Annotated in this window: 20 protein-coding genes and 1 pseudogene; 5 read left to right on the forward strand and 16 right to left on the reverse strand. The window is 64.7% G+C overall.

Annotation, left to right across the window (positions count from 1 at the left end):
• Entirely contained in the window at positions 1-1,179 is a 1,179-nt protein-coding gene (locus J4D52_RS12575; protein WP_025808712.1) for an acetyl-CoA acetyltransferase, read from the reverse strand.
• Between the two features lie 152 nt (positions 1,180-1,331).
• On the opposite strand from J4D52_RS12575, the gene J4D52_RS12580 reads away from it, so the two are divergent.
• The gene (locus J4D52_RS12580; protein WP_102676722.1) at positions 1,332-1,904 is read left to right on the forward strand and encodes a LuxR C-terminal-related transcriptional regulator; all 573 of its coding nucleotides are present in this window, start codon (positions 1,332-1,334) and stop codon (positions 1,902-1,904) included.
• Between the two features lie 292 nt (positions 1,905-2,196).
• Here J4D52_RS12580 and J4D52_RS12585 read toward each other — a convergent pair.
• A pseudogene (locus tag J4D52_RS12585) lies at positions 2,197-3,207 on the reverse strand (chitinase); the annotation flags it as partial.
• A gap of 37 nt (positions 3,208-3,244) precedes the next feature.
• Positions 3,245-3,880, reverse strand: coding sequence for a lytic polysaccharide monooxygenase auxiliary activity family 9 protein (locus tag J4D52_RS12590; RefSeq protein WP_063431162.1), 636 nt, complete (start codon positions 3,878-3,880; stop codon positions 3,245-3,247).
• 379 nt (positions 3,881-4,259) lie between these two features.
• Between J4D52_RS12590 and J4D52_RS12595 the strand changes: the two genes are divergently transcribed.
• Entirely contained in the window at positions 4,260-5,171 is a 912-nt protein-coding gene (locus J4D52_RS12595) for a LysR substrate-binding domain-containing protein (protein ID WP_025808708.1), read from the forward strand.
• 48 nt (positions 5,172-5,219) lie between these two features.
• On the opposite strand, the gene J4D52_RS12600 is transcribed toward J4D52_RS12595, so the two are convergent.
• From J4D52_RS12600 to J4D52_RS12645, 10 genes are all read right to left on the reverse strand, one after another.
• Positions 5,220-6,260, reverse strand: coding sequence for an ABC transporter substrate-binding protein (locus J4D52_RS12600; RefSeq protein WP_063431164.1), 1,041 nt, complete (start codon positions 6,258-6,260; stop codon positions 5,220-5,222).
• 54 nt (positions 6,261-6,314) lie between these two features.
• Positions 6,315-7,697 (reverse strand): aspartate aminotransferase family protein, encoded by a 1,383-nt coding sequence (locus J4D52_RS12605; RefSeq protein WP_102676720.1) that lies wholly within the window; start codon positions 7,695-7,697, stop codon positions 6,315-6,317.
• Positions 7,694-9,130 carry an APC family permease gene (locus J4D52_RS12610; RefSeq protein WP_102676719.1) on the reverse strand — a complete coding sequence of 479 codons (1,437 nt, stop codon included), beginning with the start codon at positions 9,128-9,130 and terminating at the stop codon, positions 7,694-7,696. The genes J4D52_RS12605 and J4D52_RS12610 overlap by 4 nt, the downstream gene beginning before the upstream one ends.
• A 68-nt stretch (positions 9,131-9,198) precedes the next feature.
• Complete coding sequence (locus J4D52_RS12615) at positions 9,199-10,692, reverse strand: aldehyde dehydrogenase (protein ID WP_102676718.1); 1,494 nt, start codon at positions 10,690-10,692, stop codon at positions 9,199-9,201.
• Positions 10,693-10,718: 26 nt separating this feature from the next.
• On the reverse strand, positions 10,719-11,882 hold the full coding sequence (argE, locus tag J4D52_RS12620) for an acetylornithine deacetylase (RefSeq protein ID WP_102676717.1): 1,164 nt from the start codon (positions 11,880-11,882) through the stop codon (positions 10,719-10,721).
• Positions 11,875-12,549 carry a DUF1028 domain-containing protein gene (locus J4D52_RS12625; protein ID WP_102676716.1) on the reverse strand — a complete coding sequence of 225 codons (675 nt, stop codon included), beginning with the start codon at positions 12,547-12,549 and terminating at the stop codon, positions 11,875-11,877. The genes argE and J4D52_RS12625 overlap by 8 nt, the downstream gene beginning before the upstream one ends.
• Positions 12,550-12,559: 10 nt before the next feature.
• Positions 12,560-12,970, reverse strand: coding sequence for a RidA family protein (locus J4D52_RS12630; RefSeq protein WP_007924833.1), 411 nt, complete (start codon positions 12,968-12,970; stop codon positions 12,560-12,562).
• Positions 12,970-14,286 (reverse strand): NAD(P)/FAD-dependent oxidoreductase, encoded by a 1,317-nt coding sequence (locus tag J4D52_RS12635; RefSeq protein ID WP_063431177.1) that lies wholly within the window; start codon positions 14,284-14,286, stop codon positions 12,970-12,972. Before J4D52_RS12635 ends, J4D52_RS12630 begins: the two co-directional genes overlap by 1 nt.
• 144 nt (positions 14,287-14,430) lie before the next feature.
• Complete coding sequence (locus J4D52_RS12640; protein WP_025808700.1) at positions 14,431-15,750, reverse strand: LLM class flavin-dependent oxidoreductase; 1,320 nt, start codon at positions 15,748-15,750, stop codon at positions 14,431-14,433.
• A 16-nt stretch (positions 15,751-15,766) separates the two neighbouring features.
• Positions 15,767-16,729: an ABC transporter substrate-binding protein gene (locus J4D52_RS12645; RefSeq protein ID WP_102676715.1), complete on the reverse strand. Its 963-nt coding sequence runs from the start codon at positions 16,727-16,729 to the stop codon at positions 15,767-15,769.
• A 515-nt stretch (positions 16,730-17,244) separates the two neighbouring features.
• On the opposite strand from J4D52_RS12645, the gene mexE reads away from it, so the two are divergent.
• From mexE to J4D52_RS12660, 3 genes are read left to right on the forward strand one after another with little or no spacing between them, the layout of a single operon-like run.
• Positions 17,245-18,501 (forward strand): multidrug efflux RND transporter periplasmic adaptor subunit MexE, encoded by a 1,257-nt coding sequence (gene mexE, locus J4D52_RS12650; RefSeq protein ID WP_025808698.1) that lies wholly within the window; start codon positions 17,245-17,247, stop codon positions 18,499-18,501.
• A gap of 15 nt (positions 18,502-18,516) precedes the next feature.
• The gene (locus J4D52_RS12655) at positions 18,517-21,696 is read left to right on the forward strand and encodes an efflux RND transporter permease subunit (RefSeq protein WP_025808697.1); all 3,180 of its coding nucleotides are present in this window, start codon (positions 18,517-18,519) and stop codon (positions 21,694-21,696) included.
• Positions 21,693-23,114, forward strand: coding sequence for an efflux transporter outer membrane subunit (locus J4D52_RS12660; protein WP_063431185.1), 1,422 nt, complete (start codon positions 21,693-21,695; stop codon positions 23,112-23,114). Before J4D52_RS12655 ends, J4D52_RS12660 begins: the two co-directional genes overlap by 4 nt.
• 203 nt (positions 23,115-23,317) lie before the next feature.
• On the opposite strand, the gene J4D52_RS12665 is transcribed toward J4D52_RS12660, so the two are convergent.
• Genes J4D52_RS12665 through J4D52_RS12675 form a run of 3 tightly spaced genes read right to left on the reverse strand, consistent with a single transcriptional unit; the run spans position 23,318 to position 26,608 of the window.
• Positions 23,318-24,271 (reverse strand): HlyD family secretion protein, encoded by a 954-nt coding sequence (locus tag J4D52_RS12665; RefSeq protein WP_102676714.1) that lies wholly within the window; start codon positions 24,269-24,271, stop codon positions 23,318-23,320.
• Entirely contained in the window at positions 24,268-24,471 is a 204-nt protein-coding gene (locus J4D52_RS12670; protein ID WP_025808694.1) for a DUF1656 domain-containing protein, read from the reverse strand. Before J4D52_RS12670 ends, J4D52_RS12665 begins: the two co-directional genes overlap by 4 nt.
• Entirely contained in the window at positions 24,461-26,608 is a 2,148-nt protein-coding gene (locus J4D52_RS12675; protein WP_102676713.1) for an FUSC family protein, read from the reverse strand. The genes J4D52_RS12670 and J4D52_RS12675 overlap by 11 nt, the downstream gene beginning before the upstream one ends.
• Between the last annotated feature and the right edge of the window lie 121 nt (positions 26,609-26,729).

The following is a 26,729-nucleotide window of genomic DNA, read 5'->3' on the forward strand; positions in this document are numbered from 1 at the left end:
TCAGGCCTTGACCGCTTGCAGGACGCTGGCGTAGTTGGCCACCGCCATGCCGCCCATGTTGAACAGCAAGCCGAACTCGGCACCGGGCACACCCAGGCCGATGGGTTTGCCGATCAGTTGGGCAAAGCCCAGGGCATGCATCGAGACCCCGGTGGCCCCCACCGGATGCCCCTTGGCCTTGAGCCCGCCGGACAGGTTCACCGGCAGGCGTCCGCCCTGGCGCACGGTGCCGTCGTCTAGGGCCCGGTGCCCCTCGCCCCTGGGCGCCAGGCCCATGGCTTCGTAGATCAGCAGTTCGGCGATGGTGAAGCAGTCGTGTACCTCAGCGAAACTCAGGTCGCCAAGGGTCACGCCGGCCTGGCGCAAGGCCCCGTGGATCGCCCGTTTCGGCCCCTCGAAGGCCAGCACGTCGCGGCGCGACAAGGGCAGGAAGTCGTTCACCTGGGTCATGGCGCGGATCGCCACCTGGCGTCGCATCGAACGGGCGCGCCGCGGCGAGGCCAGGATGATCGCCGCCGCACCGTCACTGATCAGCGAACAGTCGGTCAGGCGCAGTGGCGGTGCAATCAGCGGGTTGCCCTGGGAAACGTTGTTGCAGTGTTCGAAATCCATCACTCGGTGCATCTGCGCCAGGGGGTTGGCCATGGCATTGGCGTGGTTCTTCACCGCGATCATGGCCATCGAGGACAATGGGCTGTGGTAGCGCTCGGCATACTGCTGCGCCACCTGGCCAAAAAGCTGGGCGAAGCTCAGGCCGGCCTCCTGGAGGGCGTTCTGGTAGCCGGCGCCAGCCAGGGCCCGGGTGACTTCGACGGTGCTGTTGCCGGTCATTTTCTCCGCACCGACCACCAGTACCAGTTCGGCGGCGCCGCTGCGGATCGCGTTGATCCCGGCCTGGATCGCCGCCGAGCCGGAGGCGCAGGCATTCTCGCAGCGAGTGGCCGGCTTGAAGCGCAGTTGCGGGTCGGCCTGGAGCATCAGCGAGGCGGGGAAACCATCCGCTACCAGGCCGGAGTTGAAGTGCCCGAGAAACAGCGCATCGATTTCTGCGGCGTCGATCTCAGCGTCTGCCAGGGCCTCGCGGGTAACCTGGACGATCAGGTCCTCGAGGTTCAGGCCGTCCAGACGACCGAAAGGACTATGGGCGGCAGCGACGATGGATACGGAATCGTGGGTCATGGTGATTTTCTTCTGTCCTTGAAGCGGGTATTCCATACAATGATTCAGCACCCGAATCACACGCTAGTTGGGGCAACTACGTACGGCAGTAAGTAGTACCCTCCCCCCCCCAAAAAAAGGGACGCACCGATAAACCCGAGGCAGGATGCCTGATGACCCCATACGCCCAGCAATTCCAGGACCTCGAGCGCCTGGCCTTCCAGGTTTCCCCCGCACCACAGATGATCACCGGGCATCGCCGGATGCTCGACTGCAACCAGGCCTTCGTTCGCCTGTTCGGCTACGAACGCGAACACTTGCAAGGCCATCTGACCCTGCTGTTGTACCCCTCCCAGGCCGACTACCAGAGCATCGGCGAACGCAGCGAGCACTGGCTGCGCAACGGGCCCGGCGCCTTCTACTCCGACGAGCGCTTCATGCAGCATCGCAACGGCGAGGTGTTCTGGGCCCGCGCCCACGGTTTTTCCCTGACTGTCGAGGATCCGTTCAAGCTGATGGTCTGGCATTTCGAGCGCCTGGACCGCCAACCGGCGCCGATGATCCAGTTGACCCCGCGCGAACGGGAGATCTCGCTGCATATCGTCAATGGCCTGACCTGCAAGGAAGTGGCGCGCAAGCTGGGCATTTCCCACCGCACCGTGGAAGTCCACCGCGCCCGGTTGATGAAGAAGCTTCAGGCCAAGAACAGCGCAGAGTTGGTGTCGAAGATCATCTTCATCAGTTGAACGCCTGCGCAAGCAGGTCGCCGGCACTGCTGCGCAGCGGCTGCAATGGCCCGATATTCGGGCCCTCCACGCTGCCGCCCGCCGCCAGGATCAGGGGATCCGGATAGCCTCTGAAGGCCTCATCTGCAAAAAAAATCCGATGCCTTCCGGCACCGGATTTTCATTGCTTGCCCTCAGCGATCAAGTCGATCGGCTTGACTGTCGAGCATCAGGCACGTCTGCCGGATGTCTCCTTGATCCTGCGCTAGTGGGTGCTCTGCGGGTGGGACTCCTCCTGCGTCGAGGGGGACAGCTTGCCACCGTTGATCAACGGCCCGTAGCGCCGGCTGAATTCCTGGTTGTAGGGCACGTGGTCCTTGTTGACCCCGCTGTCCCAGTTGACCGACCAGGTCATCAGGCCCTTGATCGACAACCCTTTGGCATAAAGGCGTTTGAACGCATTGGAAACGGTCGTCGGGTTGATCACGTATCCGGTGGCAGCGGCATCGACGTTGGCGGGCAGGCCAATGACGAATTTGTCAGCCGCAATCTTGGTGAAACCGCGGGTGCCACTCACCAGGCTTTCGGTCAGGTAATAGAGGAAGTCCTCTTTCATGGCATCGTTGTTCTGGGCAATCCAGGCCCCCTTGCCGTTGTTGGCCTCCTGAACCCAGAGGCCATCGCCGCCCTGATTGTAGAACTGCGGCGCGATGAAGTCGTAGTAGCCCTCCAGCGCCTTGAGGTAGTCGACGTATCGACCGGCAGTGGTCAGATAGGGGAACTCCGGTGCCATGCTGATGATGAAATGCTTGCCCTCGGCAGCATAGTGGGCCCTGACCAGCTTCAGCGCGGCAGGCAGGACGGTCTTGTTGCTGGCGAAATCAATCGCGCTCTGTTCAAGATCGATGTCCAGCCCATCAAAGCCGTAGGTTTCCACCAGACGGATGATTTCATTGGCCAGTGGCTGTTCGTGGCCCGGGTTCAATGCGATATGAGCGTCAGCGCCCCCCAGGGACATCAGCACCGCCCTGCCCTGGCTGTTCAGCACGCCTACCTGGCGACGAAACTCGGCATCGGACAGGTTGTACGGCTTGAACGTCGGAATGCCGCTGCCTTTCATGAACGCCACGGCCACCACGTTGTAGTCCCGGGGCACATCTTCCAGGTTCATATTGGCAAACTGCCCGCGCTGGTAGCCGTCCGAGGGGCCGGCCGGCCAGTTGTGCCAGTAGCCCATGAGGATTTTCTTGCCATCCAGGCTCGGCATCCGCGACGCGGCATCATCCTGCGTCGTTTTCAGTTGGGTAAAGTCAATCTTTGACATGTTCTAATCCTTCAGAACGTTTGGACGATCCGCAGACTTATTTGAAGTCGACGTCGAAGGCCTGATAGAAGGCGTTGCCGGTATTGGCCACGATCCACATCAGGACAATCACGTGACGGCCCTTTTTATTGGCAGGCAGTTTCACTTCGTGATCGACCTTGGCCTTCAATTCGCCGGCGTGGCTGTAGTAAGGCACCTGCGGATAGAAGTCCTCGGCGAAAGGTTTGGCCTCCAGTTGGGCGCGGCTGATGCGCTGTTTCGGATCCCAGCCGTCCTTGGTGATCAGCCAGCGATAGCCACGGGTGGTATGCGGCGCGGTGTACTGCCAGGTCACCTTGAAGATCTGGCCTGGGTCGACGTTGAGCATCGGCCAGGTGAAGGCGCGGTTGAGCTTCTTGCTCATTTCCTCATCGGTGAAGTTGACGCAGTCCCGGGCATCGGCCTTGCCACCGCTGAGGATGAAGCCATCGGCCGGCGGCGCGACGCTTGGGTTGTCCGTCTCGAACGGTGCAGGGAACGGACCTGCAGCCAGGGCCGGGAAGTTCTTGCCGCCTTCCATTTCATTGACCTGCCAGCCGCCCAGCAGGCCCAGGTCGATGGCGACTGCGCCGCGGGAGGCTGGGGACGTGACGCGACCGTGGCGAAGCGGCGATTGGGTTTGTGGTTTGTTCATGTTTATTGCTCCATTGATTTAAGAAACTCTCCCTTTCCAAAGGAGAGGTCTTCAAATTAACCGAGCTGGATTTTCTGTCCACGCACCCATTTTTCGTTCTGCATCGCGCTGGCAAAGGAATCGCCCGAAAATACTGGATATATAACCAGTATACCCGTAGTTCTCCTACCCACCTTGAAGTAAAAGTCCTACACGTTCAGGCGGCGCTTGCCAGTGTCATGGGTAAAGCACAAGCCACCCCATGCCGCCAACGGCACCGGCACACTGAAAACCACTGGTAGTACCCAGCGAAAATATGCCCACTACCCAGCAAAATCTGCTGCAGCGCCGGCCTGCGGAGCGGGTATCGTGGAGCCAAACAATCAGCCAGAGGTGCACTGTGGCGTCCTATTCCTTGCGTCAATTGAAGTACTTCGTCACCACCGTCGAATGTGGCAGCGTCGCCGAGGCGTCGCGCAAGCTGTATATCGCCCAGCCGTCGATTTCCACGGCGGTCAAGGGGCTGGAAGACAGCTTTGGCGTGCAGTTGCTGATCCGTCATCACGCCCAGGGCGTGTCCCTGACGCCCGGCGGCGCGCGTTTCTACCGCAAGGCCCAGGAACTGCTGCGCATGGCCCATGAGTTCGAGCAGAACGCCCTGGCCGACAATGATGTGGTGTGCGGGCAGATCGATATCGGTTGCTTCGAGACGGTCGCCCCGCTCTACCTGCCACGGCTGATCGCCGGTTTTCGCGAGCGCTTTCCCGGAGTGGAGATCCGCCTGCAGGACGGCGAGCAGCAGGAGCTGGTGCAGGGTTTGACCGGCGGGCGCTTCGACCTGGCGATCTTCTACGAACACGACCTGGACAGCACCATCGAGACCGAGGCGCTGATGGCGCCGCAACGGCCTTATGCCCTGGTGCCGGCCGGGCACCGTTTTGCCGGGCAGGCCCAGGTGTCACTGCGCGACCTGGTCCTGGAGCCGATGATCCTGCTGGATGTGCAGCCCAGCCGCACCTACTTCGTGAGTATCTTCGAGGAGTTGCAGCTGACGCCGAATATCGTCTTCGGCTCGCCGTCGATCGAGATGGTCCGCGGCATGGTCGGCCAGGGGTTCGGCTTTGCCTTGCTGGTGACCAGGCCCCATGGCAACAGCACCTACGACGGCCAGGAAGTGGTCTGTGTGGAAATTGCCGAGGATGTCACCGGTTCCGCGCTGGTGGCCGGCTGGCTGAAACGAGCGCAGCTGACCAAGCCTGCGCAATTGTTCGTCGATTACTGCAAGGAACAGTTCAAGGCCTGGCTGGCCTGAGGGGCGAACTTACCAGGAGCGGATTCAACCGCTCCCAGTCAGTCTGTTTCAGCGCGCCGCCCAGGCGTTGAAGCGCTGCTCCAGTTCCTCGCCGTGGTCCACCCAGAACTCCGCGTCCACGGCCCGCGCCCCGGCCAGGTTGGCCTCGGCGGTAGGCAACTGCTGTTGCACCGCCGTCGGCAGCAGCCCCAGCGCGTCACGGTGCACCGGCCCGTAGGGGATCTCTTCGGAGAACACCTTCTGGGTCTGCGGCTGGCTGGCGAAGGCGATGAAGTCTTCGGCCAGCGCCTTGTTCGGCGTGCCCTTGACCACCGCCCAGTACTCCGGGTCGTACAGGCTCTGCGGCCAGACGATGCTCAGTTTCATGCCTTCCTTCTGCGCCGAGGCGATCCGGCCGTTGTAGGCCGCGCTCATCACCACATCGCCGGCGATCAGCCATTGCGGCGGCTGCGCGCCCGCCTCCCACCACTGGATATTGCCCTTGATCTGGTCGAGCTTGGCGAACGCCCGAGTCACGCCCTCGGGAGTGCCCAGCACCTGGTACAGCTGGTCCGGCTTGACCCCGTCGGCGAGCAAGGCGATTTCCAGGGTGTACTTGGCGCCCTTGCGCAAGCCGCGCTTACCGGGGAAGTCGGCGACGTTCCAGAAATCCGCCCAGGAGGTCGGCGCCTTGGCCAGCTTGTCCTGGTCGTAGGCCATGACCATCGACCAGACATAGGTGGCCACCCCGCATTCGCTCAGGGTCCCCGGCACGAACTGCGCCGGGTCGCCGAAGCGCGCCGGGTCGAGGCGTTCGAACAAGCCTTCGTCACAGCCGCGCAGCAGCTCCGGGCTTTCGACTTCGACCACGTCCCAACTGGTATGGCCGACATCGACCATGGCCTTGATTTTCGACAGCTCCCCGTTGTATTCGCCGGCGACCACGCGTCCTGCGCCGCTGGCGGTGAAAGGTTGGAAGTAGGCCTTGTCCTGGGCCTGCTTGGTGGCACCGCCAAAGGAGATGACGGTGAGGCTCTGCGGTGCGGCCGCAACAGCGGTGCACAACAGGGCCAGGGCAAAGGGAACACAGCAACGCAAGGATCTGGACATGAAGCGGTTCCTCTAATAGGCCGACGCGCCCGCGCACGCCGGCCGCTTTTGGGCTTACAGGCGACCGTATTCGCGGGCGGTCCTGTCTACGGCGGTACGGGTCTTGTCGACCAGTTCATCGATGTCGGCGTGGCTGGCCACCAGGGCCGGGGCCATGATCATCCGGCCCAGGGTCGAGCGGATGATCAGGCCCTCTTCGAAGCCGATGGTGCGGCAACGCCAGGCCATGTCGTTCTCATTGGCGAAGCGCTTGCGGCTGGCCTTGTCTTCGGCGAACTGCAAAGCCGCCACCAACCCGGCGCCCTGCACTTCGCCAATCAACGGGTGGTTGTCGAAGACTTCGCGCAGGCAGCGCTGCAGGTAAGGCCCGGTCTCCTGCTTGACCCGGCTGACAATGCCTTCGTCGCGCAGGGCCTTGAGGTTGGCGATGGCCACCGCCGCCGCCACCGGGTGGCCGGAATAGGTCAGGCCGTGGGCGAACACCCCGCCCTGCTCCACCAGCACCTCGGCCATGCGCCTGGACAGGATCAGCCCGCCCATGGGGATGTAGCCGCTGGTCAGGCCCTTGGCGATCGACAGGGTGTCGGGCTCGAAACCGAAATGCTGGTGGGCGAACCACTCGCCGGTGCGGCCGAAACCGCCGATCACTTCATCGGCGCACAGCAGCACGTCGTACTGGCGGCAGATGCGCTGGATCTCCGGCCAGTAGCTCTCCGGCGGGAAGATCATGCCCCCGGCGCCCTGGAAGGGTTCGGCAACGAAGGCAGCAACGTTGTCGGCACCCAGTTCGAGGATCTTCTCTTCCAGCTGCCGCGCCGCGCGCAGGCCGAATTCGGCCGGGCTCAGGTCGCCTTCGTGGGCGAACCAGTACGGCTCGTCGATGTGCGCCACGTCCGGGATCACCCCGCCCATGTCGTGCATGAACTTCATCCCGCCCAGCGCCGTGGCGCCGAGGGTCGAGCCGTGGTAGCCGTTCCAGCGGCCGATCATGATCTTCTTCTGCGGCTTGCCGAGGATCTGCCAGTAGCGGCGCACGGTACGGATCAGCACCTCGTTGGCCTCGGAGCCGGAGTTGGTGTAGATCGCGTGGCTGTAGTGCTGGGGCAGCAGGCTGAACAGCAGTTCCGACAGCTCGACCACCGCCGGGTGGGTGGTGTGGAAGAACATGTTGTAGTACGGCAACTGTTCGAGCTGCTGGCTGGCGGCGGCGGCGAGGTCCTTGCGGCCGTAGCCGAGGTTGGTGCACCACAGGCCCGACATGCCGTCCAGGTAGCGCTTGCCGTCGTTGTCCCAGAGCGCCAGGCCCTCACCGCGCACTATCACCCGCGGCCCTTCGGCGTTCAGCGCCTTCTGGTCGAGGAACGCATGAATGTGGTGCGCGGCATCCGCGGCCTGGTAGTCGCCGGTGCTGCGGACGGGTTTCACTTGAACGGTCATTGCGAGTCTCCTTGCGGTTTTTTATCGAGGGTGCCGAGCACGCTGGCCAGCGGCTCCGGCTTGAACAGCGGCTTGCCCATCACGCCCTTGATCCACAGCACGGCGATGATCGAGACGATCAGCAGCACCAGGCCGGCATAGGCAAAAATCGAAAAGGTCATCTCCGGGCTGGGCGACACATTCCAGATCGCAAACAGCATGCCGGCGATACCGAACAGCTGCGGCAAGGGGTAGAACGGCGTGCGGAACGGCCGCGCCACCTGCGGGTAGCGCCGGCGCAGGGCGATGACGTTGACGTGGGTGATGATGTAGGCCAGCAGCCAGGCCAGGGCCGCCGAGAGCAGCAGCTGGTTGATCGCGTCGGCATGGTCGTGCATCAACAGCAACGGCAGGCCGGTGACCGCGGCAATGAACAGCACCGCCACCCAGGGCGCGCCGGTGCGTTTGCCCTGGCGCTTGAACACGCCGAACGCCTGGCCATTGCGGGCCATGCCGAACAGCATGCGCGGGATCGCCGCCAGCGAACTGTTGAGGGTGCTGCAGGTGGCGGTGATCGCCGCGGTCACCAGGAACACCTTGCCCGCCTCGCCGAACACCGTGGTGGCGAACAGGTAATGCGGCAGGCCGTTGCTGGCCAGTTCCGCCTGGGGCACGGTGAGCAAGGCACCCAGGGCGTACAGGCTGATGATCACGAAGATGATGGTCAGGCCGAGCATCATCGAGCCGGGGATATTGCGCTCCGGGCGCCGGGTTTCTTCCACCAGCGGGCAGACGAACTCGGCGCCGACAAAACCCCAGACCGCCATCGCCGTCAGGGCGATCACTCCCAGGCCCAGGGGATTCCAATGCGCGCTGTCGAACAGCGTCGGGTTGGGCGCGACTATGTCGCTGTTCATCGCGCTCAGGCCCATCACCAGCAAGACCACGGTCATCACCACCGCCAGCACCGTCTGCAGGCGGGCGAAGATGTCGATGTTGAACAGGTTGAGCACAGTGAACAGCGCCAGTACCCCCAGGGCCACGGTCAGCGGCGGCATCGAGTGCGGGTAGACCTTGTCGATGATGAACTCCATCAGCAACAGCTCGGCCGACAGGGCGAACATCGCCACCACCACGTAGCCGGAAAAGGTCGCCAGGATCGCCGGGAACTGGCCGATGGCGACCTCGGTGTAGGTACTCAGGCTACCGGCACGGGGGATCATCAGCGCCAGCTCGGAGAACGAACAGGCGTAGCTCAGGGCCAGCAGGTAGGCCAGGCCCAGGGGCACGATAAAGCCCAGGCCGGCGATACCGACGCCTTGCAACATCAGCACCATCACGCCTTGTGAAACCACCAGGCCGATGGCCACCGCCAACAGCGCGGTGAGGCCGAGTTTGTTGCGACTCGCGGGCGGCGCCATGGCGCCGGTTTGCACGCTTGCATTGCTGTTCATCGGTTGCTCCGTCTTGTTGTTCTATTTTTTTGAAGATCGGTGCTGCTCTCGGGACGGCCTTGTGGCCCTCAGCCCCGCAGTTGAATCCAGGTGGTTTTCAGCTGGGTGTACTTGTCGAACGAATGCAGCGACAGGTCGCGGCCAAAACCCGACTGCTTGCCGCCGCCAAAGGGCACCGTCACATCCAGCGCATCGACGGTATTCACCGACACCGTCCCGGCATTCAGCCGCCGTGACACTCGATGCGCGCGGTTCAGATCGTCGGTCCACAGCGACGCGGCCAGGCCATAGATGTGCTCGTTGGCCAGGGCCACCGCCTGGTCTTCGTCATCGAACAGCGTGACCGCCAGAACCGGGCCGAACACTTCTTCGCGGGCCAGGGTCATGTCGGCGGTCACGCCAGTGAAGATGGTCGGTTCGATGAAGTTGCTCGAGCCGTCGAAGCTCAGTTGCCGACCGCCGCACACCAGTTGCGCGCCCTCGGCCTGGGCCTGCTCGATGTACCGCTTGATGCGCTGCGCCTGCCGCGCATCGACGATGGCCCCTGCCCGGCTCGCCGGGTCAAGCGGATTGCCCGGCTGCCACTGGCGCGCCTTGGCCACCAGGCGCTCGATGAACGCGTCGGCGATCGAGCGCTGTACCAGCAGGCGCGAGTTGGCCGAGCAGACTTCGCCCTGGTTGAAGAAGATGCCGAATGCGGCTTTTTCGGCCGCCAGGTCCAGGTCCTGGCAATCGGCGAACACCAGGTTCGGGCTCTTGCCGCCGCACTCCAGCCAGACCTGTTTGAGGTTCGATTGCGCGGCGTATTGCATGAAGTACTTGCCCACCTCGGTGGAACCGGTGAACACCAGGGCATCCACGTCCATATGCAGGCCCAGGGCACGACCGGCCTCCTCGCCCAGGCCCGGCACCACGTTGAGCACACCCTTGGGAATGCCGGCTTCGATGGCCAGCTCCGCCAGGCGCAGGGCCGAGAACGGCGACTGCTCGGCCGGCTTGAGCACCACGCTGTTGCCGGCGGCCAGGGCCGGGGCCAGCTTCCAGGCGGCCATGTCCAGCGGGAAGTTCCACGGCACCACCGCGCCGATCACCCCCAGCGGCACCCGGGTGATGGTCGCCAGGACATTGCTGGCGCTCGGCGCCACCTGGTCATAGAGCTTGTCGAGGCTTTCGCCGTACCAGGCGAACACCTGGGCGGCGCCCGGCACGTCGATGTTCCAGGCATCCATCACCGGCTTGCCCATGCTCAGGGAGTCGAGCAAGGCCAGTTCGTCACGGTGCTCCAGCATCAGCCGCGACAGGCGCAGCAGGATCGCCTTGCGCTCGCCCGGCGCCATCCTGGCCCAGGGGCCCTGCTCGAACGCACGACGGGCGCTGCGCACCGCCCGGTCGACCTCGACCTCACCGCAGGCGGCCACCTGGGCCAGGAGTTTCTCGGTGGCCGGGTTGACCACATCGAAACGCGCGCCGCTCTCGGCCTGGCACGCCTGGCCTTCGATAAAGGCGCTGTCGATCAGGCGTTGCCGTTGCGCCAGGGCTTTCCACTCGTTGAAATCTTTCACCGCGGATTCCTTGTTCTTATGAGTTGTCATGAAGGGTTGCAGAGGTATTCGGCCAGGCGGTCCATCAGCCGGTCACAGGCCGCCATCTGCTCGACGCTGACGAATTCGTCCGGCTTGTGGCCCTGGTCCATGCTGCCGGGGCCGCAGACCACCGCCGCAATGCCGGCCTGATGGAACAGCCCGCCTTCGGTGCCAAAGGCCACGGTGCTGAAGGCCGCGCTGCCACAGAGTTGCGCCACCAACTGCGCGGCGGCGCTTTCAGGTGCGGTGGCCAAACCTGGGTAAGCCGAGATCGCTTCGAAGCGGATCGCCGTGTCGGCCTTGATTGCCTGCATCGCCGGCAACAGCTCCTGTTCGGCATAACCTTGCAGTTCGTCCACCACCGCCTGGGGCTCGAAGGCCGGCAAGGCACGCACCTCGAAGTCGAAGCGGCAGTCGGCCGGAACGATATTCAGCGCCGTGCCGCCCTGGATCACCCCGACCTGCACGGTGGAGAACGCCGGGTCGAAGCGGACGTCGTGATGTTCGGGGGCCGCCAGGCGCTGGCCGATCTCCCCCAGCCGGCCGATCAGCCGCGCTGCCTGCTCGATGGCGTTGACCCCGTAAGGCGCATAGGCCGAATGGCACGGCGCGCCGTGCACATGGCAACGCATGGCCAGCTTGCCCTTGTGGCCGAGCACCGGTTTGAGCTCGGTGGGCTCGCCGATCAGGCACAGCGCCGGCTGGGGAATGCGCTGTGGCAGCACTTCCAGCAGGCTGCGCACGCCGAGGCAACCGACCTCCTCGTCATAGGAGAACGCCAGGTGCACCGGCCGGCGCAGTGGGCTGTCGAGAAACAGCGGCACCGCGGCCAGCACCGAGGCCAGGTAGCCTTTCATGTCGGCGGTGCCACGCCCGTAGAGCTTGCCGTCGTGCTCGGTCAGGCTGAAGGGCTCCACCGTCCACGGCTGGCCATCCACCGGCACCACATCGGTGTGGCCCGACAGCACCACGCCGCCCTCCACCGCCGGGCCGATGCTGGCCAGCAGGTTGGCCTTGGTCCGCTCGGCGTTGTAGATCAGCTCGCAGCTCACGCCCAGGCCCTGCAGGTAGTCGCGGACGAACTCGATCAAGGCCAGGTTCGAATCGCGGCTGACCGTGGCAAAGCCCACCAGCCTGGCCAGCAAGGTGCGGCTGCGCAGCTCACTCATCGCCCGGCACTCCGTAGCTCGGCGCCAGGGTCGGATTGAGGGCGCGGGTCAGGTAGTCCTGCAGTTGCGGCTCGTAGGCGTTCCAGAGTTTCTGCAGTTCGCCGATGGGGTTGGCCTCGGCCCAGTCCACCCGCAGGTCGACGATCGGCCAGACCAGCTCGCCGACCACCGACAGCGCCGCCGAATGCACCGCACCCGCCTCGCCCCCGGCGTCCTGCCCGGCCTGCAGCGCGCTGAGCAGCCGCGCCGCCAGGCAGCCTTCGCTGCTTTCGAAGGCCTCGACCATGCGCTCGATCACTGTGCTGTTGGCCAGCAGGTTGCCGGCCGCCACGCACTGCTCACCGGCCACGGCATTGTTAATGCCCAGTGCATGATTGCCGCTGAACACAGCCGTGCGCCCCTGGGCATCCACCACCGCCACCTGGCGGTACTGGCTGTAGCCGTTGCGGGTCAGTGCCTGGTCCAGGGCCTGCGCGGGTGCCAGGCCTTCGCCCAGGCCGTCGAGCACCTGGGGGCCGAGGGCCGGCAAGGTGATGTTCTGGCTCGACACCGCGCCCACGCCGCTGCGCAGCCAGGGGCAGCGGGCGCCTACAGCGATGCTCGACGAGCTGATGGCAATGCCCAGCTGGCCGGTTTCGGCGCAGCGGCCAACGATGGAGAAAGTCATGGCGAACTCCTTATTCGGGGATAACCGCGATCACGTCGATTTCCATCAGCCACTGCGGCTGACCCAGGGCGCTGACCACCAGCCCGGTGGAGATCGGAAACACGCCCTTGAGCCACTTGCCGACCTCCTGGTAGACCGGCTCGCGGTAACGCGGGTCGATCAGGTAGGTGGTGGTCTTGACGATATGGCTCAGGTCGCTGCCGGCCTCCTCCAACAGTTGCTTGACGTTGCGCATGGCCTGTTCGGCCTGGGCCCGCGGATCGCCGAGGCCGACCAGTTGGCCATTGAAATCGGTGCCGACCTGGCCGCGCACATACACGGTGTTGCCGGCGCGCACGGCCTGGCACAGGTCGTTGTCCAGGCTCTGGTTCGGGTAGGTGTCTTTGGTGTTGAACATGCGGATGCGGGTATGAGTAGGCATCAGCGGGCTCCCATGAGGCTGGTGGATTCAATGGAGGATTCGCGGTCGGCTTGACGCTGCGCGGCGTCGCGGTAATCGAAATACAGCCGCTGTTTGACGATGTGCTCGGCGATGTGCCGGGCGTCGTGCCACACCCCCCAGATAAACGCCGAGCCGCGGCGCGACAGCCACGGCAGGCCGACGAAATAGACCCCGGGCTCGCTGGACACGCCGCGCTGGTGGCGGGGCTTGCCGTTGTCCTTGAAGGCATCGACCTGCAGCCAGCTGTAGTCCACCGAATAACCTGTGGCCCAGATGATGGTGCCGACGCCGGCCTTGGCCAGGTCGAGTTCGAGGAGCGGCTGGGTCAGGCACGGCGGGTCCGGCAGCATCACCCGGGCTTCGGGCTCCTCCGGCAGGTCCAAACCGTTGCGGGCGATGTAGGCATCGGCGGCGTCGAGCAGCGCCAGGTAGTTTTCGTCGCCGCGGGCAATGTTCTCCGCCAGGTTGGCCTCGAAGCTGACCACCCCGTTATCGAAGGCCTTGGTCAGGCCGACCAGGGTCATGCCCTGGTGGGCCAGCCGACGGAAGTCCACGGTGTGCCCGCCACGGGCGCCGCTGACGGCGATGGTTACGTGCTCCTTGCCCGGCTGCATGGTCTCGGCATCCCACTCGCCGAGCACCCCCAGCCACCAGCAGAAATCACGGTTGCGGTAGGCCCGCGGCGGACGGTCATGGGCCCCGACCGAGAGGTAGACCTGCTTGCCGGCGCGTTGCAGCTCATCGGCGATCTGCACCCCCGAGGAGCCTGCGCCCACCACCAGCACCGCGCCTTCGGGCAGCTGTTGCGGATTGCGGTAAGCGGCCGAATGCATCTGCAGCACGCGCTGATCTTGCGGGGCGATCGGCGGGATCACCGGGCACTGGAACGGACCGGTGGCCACCACCACTTGCCGGGCTTCGATCACACCCTCACTGGTGTCCACGGTGAAGCCCGGTCGGGCGGCGTTACGCACCACCTTCCTGACTTCGACGCCGGTACGGATCGGTGCGTTGAATTTGCGCGCGTAGGTTTCGAAGTAGTCGGCCACCTGGTCCTTGCCGGCAAAGGCATCGGGGTCCAGGCCTGCGAATTCCAGGCCAGGAAAGCGGTCGTGCCAGGCCGGGCCGTTGGCCACCAGCGAATCCCAGCGGCCGGTGCGCCAGGCTTCGGCGATGCGGTTGCGTTCCAGCACCAGGTGCGGCACGCCCAGGCGGCTCAGGTGTTCGCTCATGGCCACGCCGGCTTGGCCGGCGCCCACTACAAGCGTATCGATTGTTGTTTTATGGGTTGTCATGTCTGCGCCCTACTGAGTGATCCCACGTAGGCAGCCGTGGGAGGTGTAGGACGCATTCTGGGAGAAGGCGGGAAATGCCGAAATTATGATTTTTGTGGTTGCTAGAGAGCAAAAAACTCTCTGGCTATTTGGGGTTTCTGTGCATCAGCGCAGATTGCGCGGAATCCTCAGCCCGAGGTTTTCGCGCAAGGTGCTGCCCGGGTATTCGCGGCGGTACACCCCACGCGCCTGGAGCAAGGGCACCACTTCCTCGGTGAACCGGCGAAATTGCCCCGGGTGGCCGATATAGATGTTGAAACCGTCCACGGCCCGCGCCTCGAACCACTCACTCATCTTCGCCGCGACGGTTTCGGCGCTGCCGACAAAGGCACCAGGGCGCAATTGCCGGGAGGCCTGCACCGCCTGGCGCAGGCTGAGCCCTTCGCTGACCGCGCGCTCGGTGATGCGCTTGGCCACCGTGAAAAAGCTGCTGCGGGCGAACTCCAGGGCCTGGGCCGGGAAAGGTGCATCCAGTTCGTACTGGCTGAAGTCGTGCCAGCCAAAGGAACGGCCGAACTCCAGCAGGGCCTGCTCGAAGCTGTGATCGGCCGCGTGATAATGGCGTTCGAGCTCTCGCGCCTGCTCGTCGCTATCGCCAACGAACACCTCGGCCCCCGGCAGCACCAGCACCTGCTCGGGATCGCGGCCCTGGCGCAGCGCGCGCTCCTTGATTTCCCGATAGAACGCCTGGCCCTGCTCCAGGCTCGGGGCATGGGTGAAGACCACGTCGGCAATCGCCGCGCCCAGCTCACGCCCCTGTTCGGAGTCACCCGCCTGGAAGATCACCGGCTGGCCTTGCGGCGAGCGTTGCAGGTTGAGCGGCCCGACCACGGAAAAATGCTCGCCCTTGTGATTCAGCGCATGCAGCTTGGCCGGGTCGAAATAACGCCCGCTGGCACGATCCCGGACGAAAGCATCGTCCTCCCAGGACTGCCACAAGCCCTGCACCACCTGCACATGCTCCCGGGCCCGGCCATAGCGGGTGTCGTAGTCGTAGTGCTCGTCACGCCCGTAGTTGCCGGCGGTGCCGGCGTCGCCGCTGGTGACCACGTTCCAGCCAGCGCGGCCTTTGCTGATCAGGTCCAGCGAGGCCAGGCGGCGGGCGACGTTGAACGGTTCGTTATAGGAAGTGGTGAGCGTGCCCACCAGGCCGATATGCCGCGTGCTCACCGCCAGGGCCGAGAGCAGCGTCAGCGGTTCCAGGCGATTCAGGTAATGGGGCGGCGAACCCGGGGTGATGAACTGGCTGTCGACGATGAAGATCAGGTCGAACAACGCCGCCTCGGCCTGGCGCGCAATGTCGATGTACCAGTCGATATTGACGCTGGCGTCGGCCGGCAATTCGGGGTCCAGCCACAGGTTGTGCCGGCCGGGGCCACCGACGCCCATGGTCAGGGCGCCCAGTTTCAGTTGTCGTGTGCTCATGGAAGGTCCTTGGTGGTTACGGCGCGGCCTGAAGCGTCACAGAAGGATTCTGCAAGGCGGCATTAAAGGAAGTGTCGAACAGGCTGGCGGCCGGGTAGGACTTGATCAGGCCAATGCCACTGAAGAAATCCACGGTCTTCTGGGCGTCGGCGATGTTCTGCGGGCGGATCGGCCCCACGTCGGTTTTCGCCCGACGGAACCAGGCGCGGGCGATCTCGCGATCGGCGCGGGTGCGCTCGGCCCAGGCATCGGCATAGGCCTCGCTATGGGCGGGATCGTTGATGCTCCAGGCCCGGGCTTTTTTCAGTCGTTGCAGGAAGTCGCCGATGGCCGCGCGTTTTTCTTCCAGGGAACGGTTGTTGCCAACCACGAAACTCTGCGCCGGGATCAGCCCTTGCGCCGTGGCGATCACCCGGCCGCCGCGCCGCTCCTGTTGCGTCACGTAGGGTTCCCAGGTGGCAATCACATCCACCGAGCCGCCTTCCAGCGCATGGAAGGCATCGAGGGCGCTGAGGTAGCGGATGTCCACTGCGTCACGGGGCACGCCGGCCTTGTCCAGCGCGCTGAACAGCAGTTGCTGGCTCCAGGAACCCTTCCAGATCGCCACGCGTTTGCCGCGGATGTCGGCGACGGTCTTGATCGGCGAATCCTGGTTGACCACGATGGCCACCCCGGAAAGATTCTGCTGGGTGACCGCGATCACCTTGATCGGCGCCCCCAGGGCACCGAGGAACAGCGGTGGCGCATCCCCCAGCAACCCGAGGTCGAGGCTGCCGGAGTTCAGCGCTTCGGCCACCGGCGAGCCGGCGGTGAACTGCTTCCACTCCAGGGTATAAGGCAGGTTGTCGAGCACGCCGGCGGCATCCATCACCGCGCGGGTGTTGTAGCTTTGGTCGCCGACGGTGAGGGTGAGCGCCGAGGCACCGAGGCTGATGGACGCGGCCAGCGCGGCGGCGGCCAGTTGCAGAAGTGTACGCAAGGCAATCTCCAGGAAGTCGAAAGTCGGGGCTGTCATTTATTTGGTTATATAAGAAGAAACCTTAAAAACCACAGCCTATAAGCTAACGACACCGAGGAGCGTTGTAAAAGTCATTTTAGGAATAACTTAATATGCAAAATTTGCATTTAAAGACAAGCCTGGCGTAACGCACCTGCCGAAGCCCTCTCCCTCGCAACCCAGGCGTACCGCGAGCCGGCTCGCTCCAGCGGGGCAAATGCTGCTTTTCAGTCGGGTGCAAAAGCCGTGGGTCGGCCCACGACGGCTCGCGCCAGGATGAGTCCCCTCCCCGCGCTCCGCCTGCCACCCTTGCAATCCCGGAAACAATGAAATTCCGTTTAAGGAATTGATAGCACCCTAACGAAAGGTGCATGCTAGAGGGCTTTCATCGCGCTTATATCATTCCGAATGATAGTTACCTTCGGCTCATTCGATTCGTGCGATACAACCCCTGCCGAGCATCATCCGCCCATCTCAAATACATTGGCGGATGATCCATGGAACAGTCACTCAAACACTTACGCTTCCCTCTCGCATTATTGGCTGTGCTGGTGATGAGCGCCTGTGGCAAGGCACCGGAGACGGCCGCCAATATGCCCGCCGCCAAAGTCAGCGTGGCCAAGGTGCTGGAGCAACCGGTCAACGAATGGGACGAGTTCACCGGTCGCCTCGAGGCGCCCGAAACCGTGCAGATCCGCCCACGGGTTTCCGGCCAGATCGATCAGGTGGCCTTCACCGAAGGCGCCCTGGTGAAAAAAGGCGACCTGCTGTTCCAGATCGACCCACGGCCGTTCCAGGCCGAAGTGCGCCGCCTGGAAGCCCAGTTGCAACAAGCCCGGGCCACCGCCACCCGCAGTGCCAATGAAGCCCAGCGCGGCCAGCGCCTGCTGACCAGCAACGCGATTTCCGCCGAACTGGCCGACACCCGCACCAGCGCCGCCCAGGAAGCCCGCGCCGGGGTCGACGCGATCCAGGCGCAACTGGACGTGGCCAAGCTCAACCTGAGCTTCACCCGGGTCAGCGCGCCCATCAGCGGTCGCGTCAGCCGCGCGGAAATCACCGCCGGCAACCTGGTGACCGCCGACGTCACCCCGCTGACCAGCGTGGTCTCCACCGACAAGGTCTACGCCTACTTCGACGCCGACGAGCGTGTGTACCTCAAGTACACCCAGCTCGCCCGCCAGGGCCAACGTGGCCAGACCACTCCGGTCTACCTCGGCCTGTCCAATGAAGATGGCCACCCGCACCTGGGCCAGATGAACTTCGTCGACAACCAGGTCAACCCGCAGACCGGCACCATCCGCGGTCGCGCGGTGTTCGACAACAGCGACGGCAGCTACACCCCGGGCCTCTATGCGCGCCTGAAACTGGTGGGCAGCGGCACCTACTCCGCCATGCTGATCAGCGACGAAGCGGTGGGTACCGACCTGGGCAAGAAGTTCGTGCTGGTGATGGACGCCGACAACAAGCCGGCGTACCGCGCCGTCGAGCTGGGGCCGAAGATCGAAGGCCTGCGCATTGTGCGCAACGGCCTGAACAAGGACGACACCATCATCGTCAAGGGTCTGCAGCGAGCCCGTCCGGGCGCGCCGGTCAGCCCTGAAGTGGTGCCGATGGCCAGCAAGGAAACCCTCGCCGCCCTGGCGCAACAACGACAAGCCCTGGAAGCCAGCAACCTGCCTCAAGTCGCCCCCGCCAAGGGCGCGCCTGAAGCGGCTGCGAAACTGGCCAGCGCTGCGACTCCACGCGGTTAAGGGAAAAGACTCAAGATGAATTTCTCCCAATTCTTCATTTCACGGCCGATCTTCGCAGCGGTGCTGTCGCTGATGATCCTGATCGCCGGCTCCATCTCGCTGTTCCAGCTGCCCATCAGCGAATACCCGGAAGTGGTACCGCCGACCGTGGTGGTGCGCGCCAACTTCCCGGGCGCCAACCCGAAAGTCATCGGCGAAACCGTGGCCGCGCCCCTGGAGCAGGCCATCACCGGCGTCGAGAACATGCTCTACATGTCCTCGCAGTCCACCGCCGACGGCAAGATCACCCTGACCATCACCTTCGCCCTGGGTACCGACCTGGACAACGCCCAGGTGCAGGTGCAGAACCGCGTGACCCGGACCGAGCCCAAGCTGCCTGAAGAGGTGACGCGCATCGGTATCACCGTGGACAAGGCATCGCCCGACCTGACCATGGTCGTGCACTTGACCTCGCCGGACAAACGCTACGACATGCTCTACCTGTCCAACTACGCCATCCTCAACATCAAGGATGAGCTGGCGCGGCTGGGCGGCGTCGGCGACGTGCAGCTGTTCGGCATGGGCGACTACTCGCTGCGGGTCTGGCTCGATCCGAACAAGACCGCTTCGCGCAACCTGACCGCCACCGACGTGGTCACCGCCATTCGCGAGCAGAACCGCCAGGTCGCCGCCGGTACCCTGGGCGCCCCGCCCGCGCCGAGCGCCACCAGCTTCCAGCTGTCGGTCAACACCCAGGGTCGCCTGGTGACCGAGGAAGAGTTCGAGAACATCATCATTCGCTCCGGCGACAACGGCGAGATCACTCGCCTGAAAGACATCGCCCGGGTCGAGCTGGGTTCCAACCAGTACGCCCTGCGTTCGCTGCTGAACAACCAGCCGGCGGTGGCGATCCCGATCTTCCAGCGCCCTGGCTCCAACGCCATCCAGATCTCCAACGAAGTGCGGGCCAAGATGACGGAGCTGAAGCAGAGCTTCCCGCAAGGCATGGACTTCAGCATCGTCTACGACCCAACCATCTTCGTGCGTGGCTCCATCGAGGCAGTGGTGCATACCCTGTTCGAAGCGCTGATCCTGGTGGTGCTGGTGGTGATCCTGTTCCTGCAGACCTGGCGCGCCTCGATCATCCCGCTGGTGGCGGTGCCGGTCTCGCTGATCGGTACCTTTGCCGTGATGCATCTATTTGGCTTCTCGCTCAACGCCCTGTCGCTGTTCGGGCTGGTGCTGGCCATCGGTATCGTGGTGGACGATGCCATCGTCGTGGTGGAAAACGTCGAGCGCAATATCGGCCTCGGCCTGAACCCGGTGGAAGCCACCAAGCGTGCCATGCGCGAAGTGACCGGGCCGATCATCGCCACCGCCCTGGTGCTCTGCGCGGTGTTCGTGCCGGCGGCCTTCATCAGCGGCCTGACCGGGCAGTTCTACAAGCAGTTCGCCCTGACCATCGCGATCTCCACGGTGATCTCGGCCTTCAACTCCCTGACCCTGTCGCCGGCCCTGGCCGCGGTCTTGCTCAAGGAACACCACGCACCGAAGGACCGCTTCTCCCGGCTCCTCGAAAAGCTGCTGGGTGGCTGGCTGTTCAAACCCTTCAACCGTTTCTTCGACCGGGCAAGTAATGGCTACGTCGGCACCGTGCGCCGGGTGATTCGTGGCAGCGGCATCGCCCTGTTCCTCTACGCGGGCCTGATGGTACTGACCTGGTTCGGCTTCGCCCACACGCCAATGGGCTTCGTCCCGGCCCAGGACAAGCAATACCTGGTGGCCTTCGCCCAACTGCCGGACGCCGCGAGCCTGGACCGCACCGAGGACGTGATCAAGCGCATGTCCGACATCGCCCTGAAGCAACCGGGCGTGGAAAGCGCGGTAGCCTTCCCGGGCCTGTCGATCAACGGTTTCACCAACAGCCCGAACAACGGCATCGTGTTCGTGACCCTCAAGCCTTTCGACGAGCGCAAGGACCCGAGCATGTCCGCCGGAGCCATCGCCGGCGCCCTGAACGGCAAGTACGCCGATATCCAGGAAGCCTACATGGCGATCTTCCCACCGCCGCCGGTACAGGGCCTGGGGACCATTGGCGGCTTCCGCCTGCAGGTCGAGGACCGCAGCGGCATGGGCTACGAAGAGCTGTATAAGGAAGTGCAGAACGTCATCACCAAGAGTCGCAGCGTGCCGGAACTGGCCGGGCTGTTCACCAGCTATCAGGTCAACGTGCCTCAGGTCGATGCGGCTATCGACCGGGAAAAGGCCAAGACCCACGGCGTGGCCATCAGCGATATCTTCGACACTCTGCAGGTCTACCTGGGCTCGCTGTACGCCAACGACTTCAACCGTTTTGGCCGTACCTACCAGGTCAACGTCCAGGCCGAACAGCAGTTCCGTCTCGAAGCCGAGCAGATCGGCCAGCTGAAAGTACGCAACAACAAGGGCGAGATGATCCCGCTGGCGACCTTCATCAAGGTCAGCGATACCTCGGGCCCCGACCGCGTGATGCACTACAACGGCTTCGTCACCGCGGAAATCAACGGCGCGGCCGCACCGGGCTACAGCTCCGGCCAGGCGGAAGCGGCGATCGAGAAACTGCTCAAGGAAGAACTGCCCAACGGCATGACCTACGAATGGACCGAGCTGACCTACCAGCAGATCCTTGCCGGTAACACCGCGCTGTTCGTCTTCCCGCTCTGCGTGCTGCTGGCGTTCCTGGTACTGGCGGCGCAATACGAGAGCTGGAGCCTGCCGCTGGCGGTGATCCTGATCGTGCCCATGACCCTGCTGTCGGCCATCACCGGGGTGATCCTGTCCGGTGGCGACAACAACATCTTTACCCAGATCGGCCTGATCGTACTGGTGGGCCTGGCATGTAAGAACGCGATCCTGATCGTCGAGTTCGCCAAGGACAAACAGGAAGAAGGCCTCGACCCGCTGGCCGCGGTACTGGAAGCCTGCCGCCTGCGTCTGCGGCCGATCCTGATGACCTCGTTCGCCTTCATCATGGGTGTGGTGCCCCTGGTGTTCTCCAGCGGCGCGGGTGCGGAAATGCGTCATGCCATGGGTGTCGCGGTGTTCTCCGGGATGCTCGGGGTGACCTTCTTCGGCCTGCTGCTGACCCCGGTGTTCTACGTCCTGATCCGCAACTATGTGGAGCGCAGCGAAGCCCGCAAAGCGACCCGAGCCCTGAAACTGGAGGCGCAACAATGAGTTTGAAAGTCTTCCTGCCGAGCTTGCTGGTACTGGCCCTGAGTGCCTGTGCCGTCGGCCCGGACTACCAGACCCCGACTACCGAGGCGGCCAACATCACGGCCGCCACCGACGGCGCCGCGGGCCAGAAGAATTTCGACCGCGCGCGTTTCGAAGGTATCTGGTGGCAGCAGTTCGACGACCCGGTGCTCAACCAGCTGGTGACCCAGTCCCTGCAGGGCAACCGTGAGTTGCGCGTGGCCTTCGCCCGCCTGCGGGCCGCCCGGGCGATTCGCGACGACGCCAGCAACGATGCGATGCCGACCATCACCAGCCGCGCCAGCAGTGACCTGGCCAAGGGTCAGATCCCCGGCCAGACCACCAGCCGGGTCAACAGCGAACGCTACGACCTGGGCCTGGACATGGCCTGGGAACTGGACCTGTTCGGCCGCATCCAGCGCAACCTGGAAGCCAGCGAAGCCGACCAGCAGGCCGCCGAGGCCGACCTCTACCAGCTGCAAGTCACCATGATTGCCGAGCTGGTGGATGCCTACGGCCAACTGCGCGGCGCCCAGCTGCGGGAGAAGATCGCCCTGGCCAACCTGACCAACCAGCAGGAGTCGCGCAAGATCACCGAAAGCCTGCGCGACGCCGGCGTCGGCGACCAGCTCGACGTGGTCCGCGCCGATGCGCGCCTGGCCGCGGTAGAAGCCAGCGTGCCGCAACTGCAGGCCGAACAGGTGCGCCAGCGCAACCGTATCGCCACCCTGCTGGGCGAGCGTCCGGACAAGCTCAGTGTCGACCTCAAGCCCGCGCAGCTGCCAGCGATTGCCAAGGCCTTGCCGATCGGCGACCCGGGCGAACTGCTGCAACGCCGTCCGGACATTCTCAGCGCCGAACGCCAGTTGGCCGCCGCCACCGCGCGGATCGGCGTGGCCAAGGCCGACCTGTTCCCCCGGGTCAGCCTCAGCGGCTTCCTCGGCTTCACCGCCGGCCGTGGTTCGCAGATCGGTTCCTCGGCCGCCAATGCCTGGGCCCTGGGCCCGAGCATTACCTGGGCCGCCTTCGACCTGGGTAGCGTGCGCGCCCGCCTGCGTGGCGCCAACGCCGACGCCGATGGCGCCCTGGCGACCTACGAGCAGCAAGTGCTGCTGGCCCTGGAAGAGTCGGAAAACGCTTTCAGCGATTACGGCAAGCGCCAGCAACGGCTGATCTCGCTGATTCGCCAGAGCGAGTCGAGCCGCGCCGCGGCGGACCTGGCGGAAATCCGCTACCGCGAAGGCACCGTCGACTTCCTGGTGCTGCTCGACGCCCAGCGCGAACGCCTGGCCGCCGAAGACTCCCAGGCCCAGGCCGAGGTCGACCTGTACCGTGGCATCGTCGCCATCTACAAGGCCCTGGGTGGCGGCTGGCAGCCAGAGACGGTCGCCAGCAAGTAAGGCTTCAACCGAGCTCCTTTGGTTGGCCGCAACCAACCAAATTTTTGCCCCGTGTTCTCATTCGGTCGCGGGGCTTTTTTTTGCCTGGTAAAAAGCATCGCGGGCAAGTCGGATCGCCGCCCGCTCGCTCCTACAGATCAATGCGGTCCCGTAGGAGCGAGGCTTGCCCGCGATAGAGATCGTTCAGACACCCCACTCTGTGCCTACTCCAACACCGTCACCGTCACCGTCGCCGTGGTGCCGGCGCGCAATTTGTCCCTGCCCGGGTAATCGGGGTCGATGGCGATTCGCACCGGCACCCGCTGCGCCAGCTTGACCCAGGTGTAGCTGGGGTTGATGTTGGCCAGCAGGCGGCTGCCCTGGGAGTTCTCGCGGTCGGTAATGGCGAAGGCGATGCTCTGCACCTTGCCGCCGAAGGTCTCGCCGCTCATCAGCTGGATGCGCACCGCGCTGCCCTCCTCGATCCGCGGCAGCTTGGTCTCCTCGAAGTAGCCGCTGACATAAAAGGAGTCGCTGTCCACCAGGGCCAGCAAGGCCGTGCCGGCACTGGCGTAGTCGCCCTGGCGGGTCTGCAGGTTGGTCACGTAGCCGCTGACTGGGGCTTCGACCCGGGTGCGCCGCAGGTCCAGCTCGGCCTGTTTCAGCGCCGCCTGGGCCAGGTGCACGTTGGCCTGGGCCAGGCCGAGATTAGCCTGGTCACGCAACAGGTCGGCCTGGGCCACCGCCACATCGGTATTGGACTTCTCCCACTCCTCGCCGGAAATCGCGAAGCCCTGCTTCAGGCTCCGGCGCCGGCGCTCTTCGCTTTGCCGCTGCTTGAGCTGCGCGGCGCTGGCGGCAATCGCCGCTTCGGACTGGCCGAGGGTGGCGACCGCCACTTCCACCGAACGCTTGGCATGCTCCACGGCCAGGGCATATTGCGCCGGGTCGATCTCCAGCAGCAGCTGGCCCTTGTCCACGTGCTGGTTGTCCTGCACCTGCAGGCTGACGATGCGCCCGGCGACATCCGCCGACAGCGTCACCACATCGGCCCGCACCCGCGCATCGCGGGTCCAGGGCGCGCGGGTGTAATGCTCCCAGGCGAACCAGCCCAGCACCAGCGCCAGCACTACCGCCACCAGGGTGATCGAACGGGCCAGGGTGTTTTTCAGATTCATAGGCTTCCCATCAGCAGAATGACAATGGCGCAGACGCAGGCATACAGCGCCCCTTCGAACAAGGCTTCGTGCCAGACGAAGCGCAACACACCGAGGCGCCGTAGCCCCCAGTCGAGCAGCAGGAAAATCGGCAAGGCCAGCAACAGGGCCTGGGCGATGGGCGGCAGGTAGACGCCGCCGAACTCGAAATCAATGGGCAAGGGCCGGCTCTCCTGTTTCCGTGGGTTGCAGCATGGGGCGGTAGCGTTCCAGGAAGGCGCCGACGATCAGCAGCGAGACACGCATGCGGAACACCGACCACAGCTGTTCGTGGGCCTGGGGCCGGTCGTCGGTGTGCAGCTGGTCGAGGTAATCGCCCAACTCCCGCAGCCGCGCCAGCAGCTCGTCCACATCCAGCCCCGAGCGCCCGGCCACATAACGCCCGATCCGCCGCAGCAACTGCTGCAGGTCGGCGTTGGCCGCGCCGCTCAGCCAGGGGTTGTCCAGGCTCTGCTGCTTGAGCTGGTTCATCGCCACGCCCAGGGTCATGCAGGCCAGGCTGGTTTCGAAACGCTCGGCGGAAGCCCGGTCGCCGGCGGCGGGCAACAGCCCGAGCATCTGGGTCAGGCGGTCGACCATGCGGCTCTCGAAAACAAACTGCTCCTCGTCGCTGGCCGTGGTTTTCTGCAAGGCGTACACCTGCTCGCGGGTGTCGCGGAACAAGCGGCGAATGCGCAGCACCGGGTTGAAGGGAAAGATGAAGGCGTACACCAGCAACGACAGCACCCCGCCGCTGACATAGGCCCCGGCGAACTCGAACCACTGGATGGCGCTGTTCTGCCAGGCGCCGATGTTCTGCGGGCCGATCATCAGCAGGCTCGACAGCCCCAGGCCCATGCCGATGCCGGCGGTCATCGGGCTGGCCAGGCCCACCGCGACCGTATACAGCAGCGGCACCAGCAGCAGCGCCAGCCACTCGAAATCGCCGATCAAGGGCACCAGGGCGAAGACGTAGACCGCCGATATCACCAGCGCCAGGGCCTGGCCGCGCATGTAGCTTTGCGCCGCCGCCAGGGGCCGGGGAAAGGTCGCCATCAGCGAACAGAGAATGCCCACCAGGACCATGCTCGAACGCGCGCCGTCCCAGGCGGTTTCGATCCAGATCAACCCGGCGACCAGCAGCGCGGTAAAGGCCCGCAGCGCATTCATCGCCGCCAGGGGCCAGTCCAGGTGCAGCGGATTGGCCCGGCCCTGGCGGTACAGGCAACTGGCCTGGCGCCCATCCTGGATGGCATCGCTGAATTCGAGAATGTCTTCGAGTTGCTTGAGCATCCGTGCCTGTTCCCAGCGCAGGGCCCAGGCCAGGGAACGCAGTGTGGCGGGCAAGGCATCGGCCTCGCGCTCGGCGCGCCGCGCTTGTTCATCGAAGCGCTGCTGCAATTGCCCGAACTGCTGCCGCGAGGCCGCGGGCAAGGCGCGGCCGTGCTGCGCCAGTTCATCGAGAAACGCCAGCTCGTCGGCGCGCAGTTGCTGGATCGCCTCCGGCAACTCGCCGACCCAGCGCGCCCGCAGCAATTCGCGCTGGTGACGCAGCACGGTGAGGCGCGAGGTCAGCAGCACCAACTGGTTGCCCAGCAATTGCACCAGGCCGTCGGCGCTGCGCAGGCGCGGCGCGTCGAAATACAGGTGGCGGCGCAAACCCTCCAATGCGCTGATCTCGCCCAGCAGTTGCATCTGCCGCTTGTGGAAGTCGGCCTCGCTTTCGTCGGTGCGAATCGCCGCCGCGGCGTGGGTCGCCAGCAGCTTGAGCACCTGGTCGATCTTGGCGAAGTAGCCGTGGGCGACCGCCTCCGGGCGCGCCGTCAGCAGGCTGACCACGCAGACGCAGGCCACTGCCAGCAGGGTCTCGGTAACCCGGGTAATGGCCAGCATCAGGGTGTTGCCCTGCTCGGGGATCGCCAGCATCGCCACCACCACCGCGGTGTAGCCACTGAGCACGAACGCCTGGGAACTGGTGTAGCGCAGCAAGGTGCCGCCGGCGGTGCACAACGCCAGCCACAGGCCGAGGGTGACCAGGAACGGCAGCGGCGCCTGGGGGAAGATCGCCATGATCAGCACCGCCACCGCGGCCCCCAGGGTGGTGCCGATCACCTGGCCGAAGCTGCGGGCCAGGGCCATGCCGGCCAGGGGCTGGCTGACGATGATCACCGCCATCAGCGACCACTTGGGCTGGTCGAGATCGAAGATGAAGGCCAGGTACAGGGTCAAGAGGCCCGCGGCAATGGTGCGCAAGGCGAAGCGCAGCACCGCGCCCCCGGGGTGGATCACGACCTTGAAGTAGTTGATCAGTGGCTGCATGAGTGGGTTCTGGGCAAAGGGCACCTGCGGCTAGCCTAGTCAATCGGCGGTCGGGAAAGCTTATCGTCCCGGCCTTCCCGGCAGGAAGGCAATTTTTCCCGAACTTTTGATCCTTCGCGCC

The organism is Pseudomonas sp. GW460-12-10-14-TSB1, assembly GCF_017349775.1.
Classification (GTDB): domain Bacteria; phylum Pseudomonadota; class Gammaproteobacteria; order Pseudomonadales; family Pseudomonadaceae; genus Aquipseudomonas; species Aquipseudomonas piscium.